The 8,534-nt window shown below is 43.3% G+C and carries 9 protein-coding genes; 5 read left to right on the top strand and 4 right to left on the bottom strand.

Annotation, left to right across the window (positions count from 1 at the left end):
• From VIM89_RS03105 to VIM89_RS03090, 4 genes are all read left to right on the top strand, one after another.
• On the top strand, nucleotides 1–744 hold a 744-nt coding region (locus VIM89_RS03105), incomplete at its 5' end, for a CheR family methyltransferase (protein ID WP_488154667.1).
• On the top strand, nucleotides 714–1,907 hold the full coding sequence (locus VIM89_RS03100; RefSeq protein WP_488154666.1) for a PAS domain-containing protein: 1,194 nt from the start codon (nucleotides 714–716) through the stop codon (nucleotides 1,905–1,907). The genes VIM89_RS03105 and VIM89_RS03100, both read left to right, overlap by 31 nt.
• A 4-nt stretch (nucleotides 1,908–1,911) precedes the next feature.
• Complete coding sequence (locus VIM89_RS03095; RefSeq protein ID WP_488154665.1) at nucleotides 1,912–3,504, top strand: PAS domain-containing sensor histidine kinase; 1,593 nt, start codon at nucleotides 1,912–1,914, stop codon at nucleotides 3,502–3,504.
• A gap of 23 nt (nucleotides 3,505–3,527) precedes the next feature.
• A complete protein-coding gene (locus VIM89_RS03090) occupies nucleotides 3,528–4,547 on the top strand; it encodes a chemotaxis protein CheB (protein WP_488154664.1) in 1,020 nt (339 codons plus the stop codon).
• A gap of 184 nt (nucleotides 4,548–4,731) precedes the next feature.
• On the opposite strand, the gene VIM89_RS03085 is transcribed toward VIM89_RS03090, so the two are convergent.
• Nucleotides 4,732–5,097 (bottom strand): endonuclease domain-containing protein, encoded by a 366-nt coding sequence (locus VIM89_RS03085; RefSeq protein WP_488154663.1) that lies wholly within the window; start codon nucleotides 5,095–5,097, stop codon nucleotides 4,732–4,734.
• A gap of 302 nt (nucleotides 5,098–5,399) precedes the next feature.
• Here VIM89_RS03085 and VIM89_RS03080 point away from each other — a divergent pair, with 302 nt between their 5' ends.
• A complete protein-coding gene (locus VIM89_RS03080; protein ID WP_488154662.1) occupies nucleotides 5,400–6,014 on the top strand; it encodes a PAS domain-containing protein in 615 nt (204 codons plus the stop codon).
• Nucleotides 6,015–6,027: 13 nt separating this feature from the next.
• Here the strand turns inward: VIM89_RS03080 and VIM89_RS03075 are convergent, their stop codons facing one another.
• The 3 genes from VIM89_RS03075 to VIM89_RS03065 all read right to left on the bottom strand — a co-directional run.
• Nucleotides 6,028–6,468, bottom strand: coding sequence for a hypothetical protein (locus VIM89_RS03075; protein ID WP_488154661.1), 441 nt, complete (start codon nucleotides 6,466–6,468; stop codon nucleotides 6,028–6,030).
• A 63-nt stretch (nucleotides 6,469–6,531) separates the two neighbouring features.
• Nucleotides 6,532–7,317 carry an RMD1 family protein gene (locus VIM89_RS03070; protein ID WP_488154660.1) on the bottom strand — a complete coding sequence of 262 codons (786 nt, stop codon included), beginning with the start codon at nucleotides 7,315–7,317 and terminating at the stop codon, nucleotides 6,532–6,534.
• A gap of 99 nt (nucleotides 7,318–7,416) precedes the next feature.
• The coding region (locus tag VIM89_RS03065; protein ID WP_488154659.1) for a RagB/SusD family nutrient uptake outer membrane protein at nucleotides 7,417–8,534 on the bottom strand (1,118 nt) is incomplete at its 5' end.

The following is an 8,534-nucleotide window of genomic DNA, read 5'->3' as shown; positions in this document are numbered from 1 at the left end:
ATAGCCATCCTCCTGATGGAGTGCCTGGATAGCATGAAAATGCGCAAGCTGCCAAAGGTACAAATATTTGCTACCGACCTGGATTCAGAAGCCATTGAACAGGCACGCCAGGGGATTTATCTCGATAATATTGTAGCCGATGTTTCGCCGGAACGGATCGAGCGCTTCTTCACCAAGAAAGAGGATCGGTTCATCGTGAAAAAAGAATTGCGCGAGATGATCGTCTTTGCACAGCATAACATTATCAAAGATGCCCCGTTCACACGCCTCGACCTGTTATGCTGCCGTAATGTGATGATCTACCTTAATGCTGATCTGCAAAAAAAAATAATCCCCATATTTCATTATTCGCTGAACCCCAAAGGGGTATTGTTCCTCGGCCCTGCCGAAACATTGGGCGGATTTAGTGAAATGTTTGTTCCGATTGACGCCAAGTGGAAAATATTTGAGCGGAAAGAAGGAGCGGCGTCTATGGGGAAAATGCTTGATTTCCCATTCAATGTATCAAAGCAACCTGTACAAGTATATAAAATGGATGAACCAAAGCCCATAAGAAAGAAAACAGTATCAGAGACATACAATAAAATACTGCTTGATAATTATACGCCTGCATCAGTGCTCATTAACGAAAAAGGCGATATACTTTATATTAATGGCCGTACCGGCAAATTCCTGGAGCTTAACCCGGGCGAGGCCGTAATGAACATTACCAGATGGCACGCGAAGAGCTTAAATATGCTTTAAGCAACGCCATCCACCAGGCCAGGATGCAAAAAACCCCAATTGCTGTCAACGACATCAAAATAAAGGAGAACGGAAGTGTAAGGCTTGTTAATCTGAAAGTTGAGGTATTGCAAGACTCGGCACTGCACGGCCTGGTTCTGATCATATTTGAAGATAAGGGCCTGCAGAAAAAGGTTAGCACGAAGAAAGAAGCTAAATCGGAAAGCAATGCAATTACTGAAGAGCTGGAAAAGGAACTGCTTTACACCAAACAGCAACTGCATAACACTATTGAGCAGATGGAAACATCGCTTGAGGAGTTAAAGTCGACCAACGAAGAGCTGCAAAGCACTAATGAAGAACTGCAAAGCACCAATGAGGAGTCTCTGACCACCAAAGAAGAGATGCAATCGCTCAATGAAGAGTTGATGACCATTAATATGCAGTACCAGGCAAAAGCAGAAGAGCTTACCCAGCTGAACAATGACATGAAAAACCTGCTGGATAATACGGAGATCGGTACCGTATTCCTGGATACCAACATGACCATTTTGCGCTTTACCCCGCAGGTAAAAAAACTGTTCAACGTAATACCTTCGGACATAGGCCGCTCGATAAACGACATTGTATTTAATTTTGATTATCACGGGCTCGAGGATGATATTCACCAGGTGATTGAAACGCTGACGATAAAGGAAACGGAGATAAAAACCAAAAATGATGAGTGGTACACCCTGCGGATAATGCCCTACCGTACCATGGACAACTTTATTAACGGCGCGGTATTAACGTTCAATAAGATCACATCATTAAAACACCTGGAATACCAGCTTGAATCATTAAGAGATTATGCGGTTGCAATAATTGAAACATTTAAAGACCCGGCGTTGTTGCTTGATAAAGATCTTCGGATACTTAATGCCAACAGCAGTTTTACCCGTTTTTTTAAATCGGAACAGGATCTTAAGGGGATGAATTTTGCGGTTGTTGCGCATGAATTATGGAAAACCAGCAAGCTGGACCAGTTTTTAAAAGAATGTTTGAAGCATGACAGGGAACTCACCTTTACACACGATTTTCCTTTAATCGGCACCAAAACGCTTTCCATAAAGGCTAAACCATCCATTAACAAGGAAACGAAAGAGACATCGGTTATTATGGTAATTATAGAAACAAAAGCCTGACGTTTTGAAAGGTTCGGAAAACACGGCAATAAAATCAGAGTTTTTTGATCAACTCAGGAAACGCGCGGAGCATATGCTCCAGGAAGAGGGTTTTACGCTGGATGCACCGCAATTTATTGAGACGCAGAAGCTCTTCCAGGAGTTGCAGGTCCACCAGCTGGAGCTGGAAATGCAGAATGACGAGCTTAATCTGGTAACCTTTGAACTTGAGAATGAACGGGCCAAGTTTTCGAGCCTGTTTGAGATGGCTCCTGTTGGTTATGCGGTGATAAACCGGAAAGGTACCATTGTCGATATCAATCAGGCAGGCAGCAGGCTATTTGGGCTTCGCAGAGAATTATTGCTGAATAAGGCCCTGCGCGCTTTTGTGTTTGCGGACGATGCCCACAAGTTTTATGGCTTTTTCAGGAAAATGCTTAGCGAGATAGGCGAGCAAAACTGCCAGGTACGGTTATTTAAATCGGGCGAAACCGCGTTTTATGCACAATTGCATGGGATTTGTATTGCCAAAGGTAATATGAATAACTGCTACATCACCATATCGGATATCAGTGAAAAAAAGAGAGCCGAGCTGGAACTGCAACGGGCCAGGCAACGCCTGGACGCAGCCCTCAGCGCTTCACTAACCGGTACATTTGAGATCAGGCTGCCATTGGGCGAGATATTCCTGGATAACTTCAGCAAAACAATTTTTGGGATTGAACCAAACGACTTTGATGGGAAATATTCCTCGTTGATGAGGCTCATAAATAAAGCCGACCAGGAAGTAGTGGATGCTGCCCTGCGCACAACCATGGTACGCGGCAAAGACTTCAATATTGAATTTTCGATCCATACCCCCTCAAGAGAACGTAAATATATAAACGCCCGCGGCCAGGTGGTATACGAGGACGAGCAAAGCCGGATAGCAGGAACGGTGATGGATATCACCGAAAAAAAACTGATGGAACTGGAAAGCTCAGCGATGAAAGAACGACAGCAACAGGAGATCAGGGCCGCATCGCTCCAGGCCGAAGAGAACGCAAGGCGCAGCATCAGCGAATCGCTGCATGATAGTGTTGGCCAGATATTGTATGCACTCAAGATCAACATGGAACTACTAAAGTGCGATTCAATAGACCCTCATTATACACAAGCCTCGGAGTTATTGACAAGGGCCATTAGCGAAGTCCGCAACCTTTCGTTTGAACTGGCTCCGGCTATTTTAAAGGATTTTGGGATTGTGGCCACGATTGAAGAAATGGCCAGGCGATTATCGACAGACGGACTATCAGTAAAGCTAAAAAGCACTTTTAGCGGCAACACCGAGATGCAACTGATGGTAAATATATACCGCATAGTGCAGGAACTGGTGAACAACAGTATTAAACATGCCGAAGCAAGCCAAGTTAATATTGAGTTGTTCAAAAAGAAATCCGATATCCATATAGAGGTAAGGGATAACGGGAAAGGATTTCGCCCCGGCAAGCCTTCTGCAAAGCCAACAGGCACGGGCTTAAGCAGTATCCGCAACAGGCTTACCGTATATAACGGCTCGATGAATATTGAATCGGTTCCCGGAAAAGGAACTTCTGTTTCTATTCGATTAAAACAATAGCGAATTGGCAAGGTTAAACCTATATGGACATTAACTCAGTTGTTGTCATTGGCGGCTCTGCAGGTGGTTACCAGGCAGTGGCCGATCTGATGGCACATGTGCCTGCGGACTTAGATACGTCTTTTTTTGTAGTCGTCCATGTATCCAGGAAATCTGTAGGCGCCATATTGGTGCAGCATATCCAGAGGAACACGTCCTATCAATGCAGCCTGGCAAAAGATAATGAGCCGATCAAAAAAGGGCATTTATACGTTGCCCCGCCCGACTTTCACCTGATCATAAAAAACGGACATATGAGGGTGTTTCGAGGCCCGCATGAAAACCGCTGGCGCCCGTCTATCGATGTGCTTTTCCGTTCTGCTGCCGCTGCTTACGATTCAAATACAGTAGGAATAATTTTGTCGGGTTTGCTGGACGATGGCACGTCAGGAATGTCGGCCATTAAGCGTTCGGGCGGTATTTGTATTGTCCAGGAGCCGCATGATGCGGAGTTTGACGATATGCCCAATAATGTACTGAATAATGTAAATGTAGATCATAGCGTACCTGTTTCGGAAATGGGTTATGTCCTCGATGATATTTTTTCAAAACCCTTTCAAAACAAGGACCTGAAAAAAGTTCCCGACGATGTAAAAATCGAGTCGGAGATAACGGAAAGGATGAACACGAATATGAATGAGCTGGATAAAATAGGTGTCCGGAGCAACTATTCATGCCCGGATTGCGGGGGAGCTTTGTGGGAAATGAAGGACGATACCGTGCCAAGATACCGTTGTTACACAGGGCATGTATTTACCGGCAACGTATTGTTGGAAAAACAGGCGGAGGGCCTGGAAGAGTCGATATGGATCTCGATCAGGATGCTGGAGGAGCGCAGGAATTTGCTTAAAAGAATGGCAAAGAACCCGGCTCATAGCTCGGTTATTGACGGAGATGTCGATATGGATGAAAAGGCAGACGAGCTGGAAAAACATATCGAAAGGATGAAATCCCTGCTTGTGAGCATTGGGAAAAATAGTCCGAAAACTGCGGGGTTTGAGTAGGCACGATTATTAAGCAAATCGCACATTTGACTCACCCGGTCATTGCTTCGCTCGACCACCCTCTCTACGCTGCGCGCAAAGAGGGGATTTTTTATTTTTTGTTTCTCTTATTTACCCTCTTTATGGCTTGCCATAGAGAGGGTCGAACAGCGTAGCGCATTCGGGGTGAGTCCTCTGCGAGCGATTAATGGGCAGCTAGTTTAGAAGCTATTATTTCTAAAACTCTATTCATATCATCAAGAATCTCTTCATTCGTAAACCTTAAAATCGTCAATCCCAAACCAGATAATACCTCATCCCTATTTTTATCATATTCCTTTTTAAACAGATGAATTGGTCCATCAGCTTCGATCACCAATTTGGCTTTGTGACAATAAAAGTCCGGGATATAATACAAGCTTTTCCCGAATACCGATGATACGCAAACCGGGTGTTGCCTTAAAAATTTATGGTCTGAAAATCTTCTGTTTCTGAGATGCTTCCATAAAAGATCCTCGGCAGGGGTTTGTTGTTTTCGGAGTTCACGGCATAGATCGATAATGTTAGGCATAGATCAAAAATAGAAAACTTGGCGGATATGGCAAATCGCAAAGTTGACTCACCCGGTCATATTCCGCTAGCCAGCGGATCGACCACCCTCTCTACGCTTCGCGTAAAGAGGGGACTTTTTTTATTTTTTTGTTTTTCTTCACCTCTTTATGGCTTGCCATAGAGAGGTCGAACAGCGTAGCGCTTTCGGGTGAGTCCTCTGCGAGCGATTACCGGGGAGGAACTTATTTTGCTCAGTTAATACTTCAATTACTCCTGAAATCTCACTACCACTACCATTTATTTTCCTTGTATATTTATACAATGAGACCCGGGGCTAAATTTTTACATTCTCTTTTCGAGGTAACACATGTTGAATTTCAAACGTACGATATACTTAACCATAAATTACTTTTTTCGAGCGGTGCAATTGAGCAGCTATTGGGCTATACCCCGGATGAATACCTTAGCCTTAGCGAAGATTTCTACAAAACCATCCTTCACCCCGACGATCTTAAAACAGTAAAAGAAAACATTGATAAAGTTCTCCATGCAAAAAATGGTCAGATAATTGAGATGACTGTACGGCTGCGTAAGCATGACGGCAACTATATATGGGTGTATTCGCGCCAGATGATCTATGAGAAAAACCCGGTCAATCATATCTGTACGATCATCCGGGAAGTTGAAGATGTAACGCAGCTGGTCGAACTGCAGGAAGAAATTAAAGCCAAAGTTGATCAGCTAAAGGTTGTTTCTTATAAAAACTCGCACCTGTTAAGGAGTCCTGTAGCTAGTATCATTGGCCTTGTCGACCTGGTAGAAGAGCATGGGATCACCAGTGAACATAACCGGCAAATATTACATTACCTGAAAGAAGCCATTATGAAACTGGACAATGTAATCTATGAAATAAATGATGCAGCGCGGGTAGATTAACTGGTATATTATTCTAAATATTAGGTCTTATTATTCCGAAATTAAAATCAGACGGCCTGGTTGGTGTAAACAAAGTCACACGCGATTGTAATTCGGGATTGAAAAGGGAATCTCCCAAGGACTTTACATCATCCTCACTTAATGTATTTGCTCCCTCCCATTGCCAATACCGCTTATTGTCAAAGTCTACACATAAGCTTCCTAAATAGTGCTTTTCAAAATCCTGCCCGTAATTAATAATAAACTGATCTGACTTAAATTTATCATCCAAAATTTCCTGTTCAAGATTTGCGACATAACCATCATCACGGAGTTGATAGTAAAAGTATAATTTAGTGAGTTTACCAGATTTAATATCATCGGGTATTTTTTTCGCCTGCAATAAAAATGGACTTATAAAAACCTCGCATTTTATATCGCCAATTTTAACATTAACAGTGAAAGAGTTAAGCATACTAAGCAATTTATTAATATTTTCTTTTGCCGACCAACTGCCTGAACATTGAAAAAACTGCCCTCAACTGAATATCTTTTGCGCTAAAAGGTTCAGCACTTCTACCAGGATCAGGATGATGACGATCAACTCCAGGCGGTAGCTATTTTTATATTGCAGCAGGTCCCTGAAAAGCTCCAGGTTGTCTTTTACGATATTCAGACCTTCCTGTATATCCCGGAAGCGTTCCTGCAGGTCGAAGGTCCGTTTCAGGTCGTTGTGAATCTTGTTTAAATTCTCATCGTCCCAGGTTTCAGGAGGCGAGTCGAAAATGTACAGGTTCTCGGCAATACGGTTTTTTAGGACCAGGCTTTTGCCGATGTATTTTTTAAGGTTAGTGCCCGATATATTAAGGCGTCCTTTTGCCTCCAACATTTGGGTATGACGATTGGTCTCTTCGAGCATCTTGTTGGTTTGCTCTTCGTAATAATCAAGCGCAACAGATTGTGAAACGGTCAGCATGATCAGACGTATCACCTCAATGTCCGCTCCGATGATCTCGATCGAATTAAAACCGATCTTATTTTTACCTGCATTGGTATGTATCTCAAATTCTTCGGTCAGGTTTTGGTCGAATGAGTTTTTGCAATAAGAGGATATGAGCCGCAAAAATTCGCTTATCCTGATGGGGTCGTAATTCAGGAAACATACCACGCCATACTTAAAAACATAGATAAACTCGTTGAATCCTGTTTTATAAAATAACTCATCGGCATCGCTATAATGCAGGTCAGCCTTAAATGCGGCTTTGAATGCTTTTATATCAATACTATCTGCTATCTGGTACGATAAAACCTTTTGTAACATCATCTTGGATAAAGCTACGAAAATACTTTGTTAGGCCAGCTTCAGTTCGTCACCAAACTCACCCATTCACTAATTCACTCAATCATTAATTCACTAATTAAATCAATATCCCGGGTTTTGAATCACGGCCCCGTTAGATGCATTGATCTCCCTTAATGGGATTGGGAAACAGGAATTAGAAACCGATATACCGAAAGTAGTTAACGGTTGCAAGACATTTACTATTTGTCCGGTCCGCGCCAGGTCAAAGTAACGGTGACCTTCAAAATTGAATTCTGCCCGGTTTTCATCGGCAACCGCCTGGGCATAAGTGGTATTATCGGGTACATCTGCCAGCGTTAAAGCGTTCAGGCCACGGTTGGTTCTGATAGTATTCAGATCAGCCAGCCCCTGTACCCTACCCAATGCTTCGGCCCTGATCAGGTACATTTCAGCGATACGTATCAATAAAGCTGAGTTATCCTTGTACTTGCCATCACTGCTATATTTAAGCGTGCGCAGGTAGCCGTTGGCATTGGTGGTATCAATTAAGTTATAGCGTACATCCCCGCTCCTGGATTCGAAGAATGATTGCAGATCAGAATTCGCAATAAATAATACTTCAGTCGAGGCCGCATCCGGACGCGCATAGGTGGTAGCATAATACTGACTCTGATTTTGAAAATCGAAAGGCAGCTGGAAGATAAACTCAGTTGAGTTTTTAGCACCGTTATTGTACATCGACGTATATTGACTGGCATCGACCAATTGATATGCGCCGTCATTAATAACCAAAGAAGCATATTTAGCGGCATTAGTATAATCTTTTTCATACAGGTACACCCGCGCCAGCAAAGCATTCACTACAGCAGGATTTACATAATTAGGGTCGCGGTTGGGTGAGCCGTTGAGTAATGTGGCTGCTTCGGTCAGGTCGGCAATGATAGAAGAATAAGTAGCCGCCACAGTGCTTCGTGGTACAATGCTGTTGGCTGATTGCACCGTAGTAACCACGGGTATGCCATATGGCGAATTGATGTCCCAATGGTAACCAAAAGCACGAAGCACATCAAAGTGTCCCATTGCTCTGAGCGTGAGCGCCTGGCCTTTCACGCTATTCAGATAAGCAGGTGAGGCTCCTTTTACCGTGCTTATTCCTGCGATAACCGCATTCGCCGTCGCAATAGTTTTGTAAATAGCCACATAGGTATTCTGGATGAAGATATTGGATGAGGTAACGC

Source organism: Mucilaginibacter sp. (genome assembly GCF_036568825.1).
Taxonomy (GTDB): domain Bacteria; phylum Bacteroidota; class Bacteroidia; order Sphingobacteriales; family Sphingobacteriaceae; genus Mucilaginibacter.
Note: the sequence above shows the minus strand (reverse complement) of the source record. Positions and strands in the feature narration are given on the sequence as shown.

Bases quoted from the DNA above. Each gene is read 5' to 3' on its own strand.
- VIM89_RS03100 (WP_488154666.1), top strand. From the start codon at position 714: ATGGCACGCGAAGAGCTTAAATATGCTTTAAGCAACGCCATCCACCAG.
- VIM89_RS03070 (WP_488154660.1), bottom strand. From the start codon at position 7,317: ATGATGTTACAAAAGGTTTTATCGTACCAGATAGCAGATAGTATTGAT.
- VIM89_RS03085 (WP_488154663.1), bottom strand. From the start codon at position 5,097: ATGCCTAACATTATCGATCTATGCCGTGAACTCCGAAAACAACAAACC.
- VIM89_RS03090 (WP_488154664.1), top strand. From the start codon at position 3,528: ATGGACATTAACTCAGTTGTTGTCATTGGCGGCTCTGCAGGTGGTTAC.
- VIM89_RS03080 (WP_488154662.1), top strand. From the start codon at position 5,400: ATGAGACCCGGGGCTAAATTTTTACATTCTCTTTTCGAGGTAACACAT.
- VIM89_RS03075 (WP_488154661.1), bottom strand. From the start codon at position 6,468: ATGCTTAACTCTTTCACTGTTAATGTTAAAATTGGCGATATAAAATGC.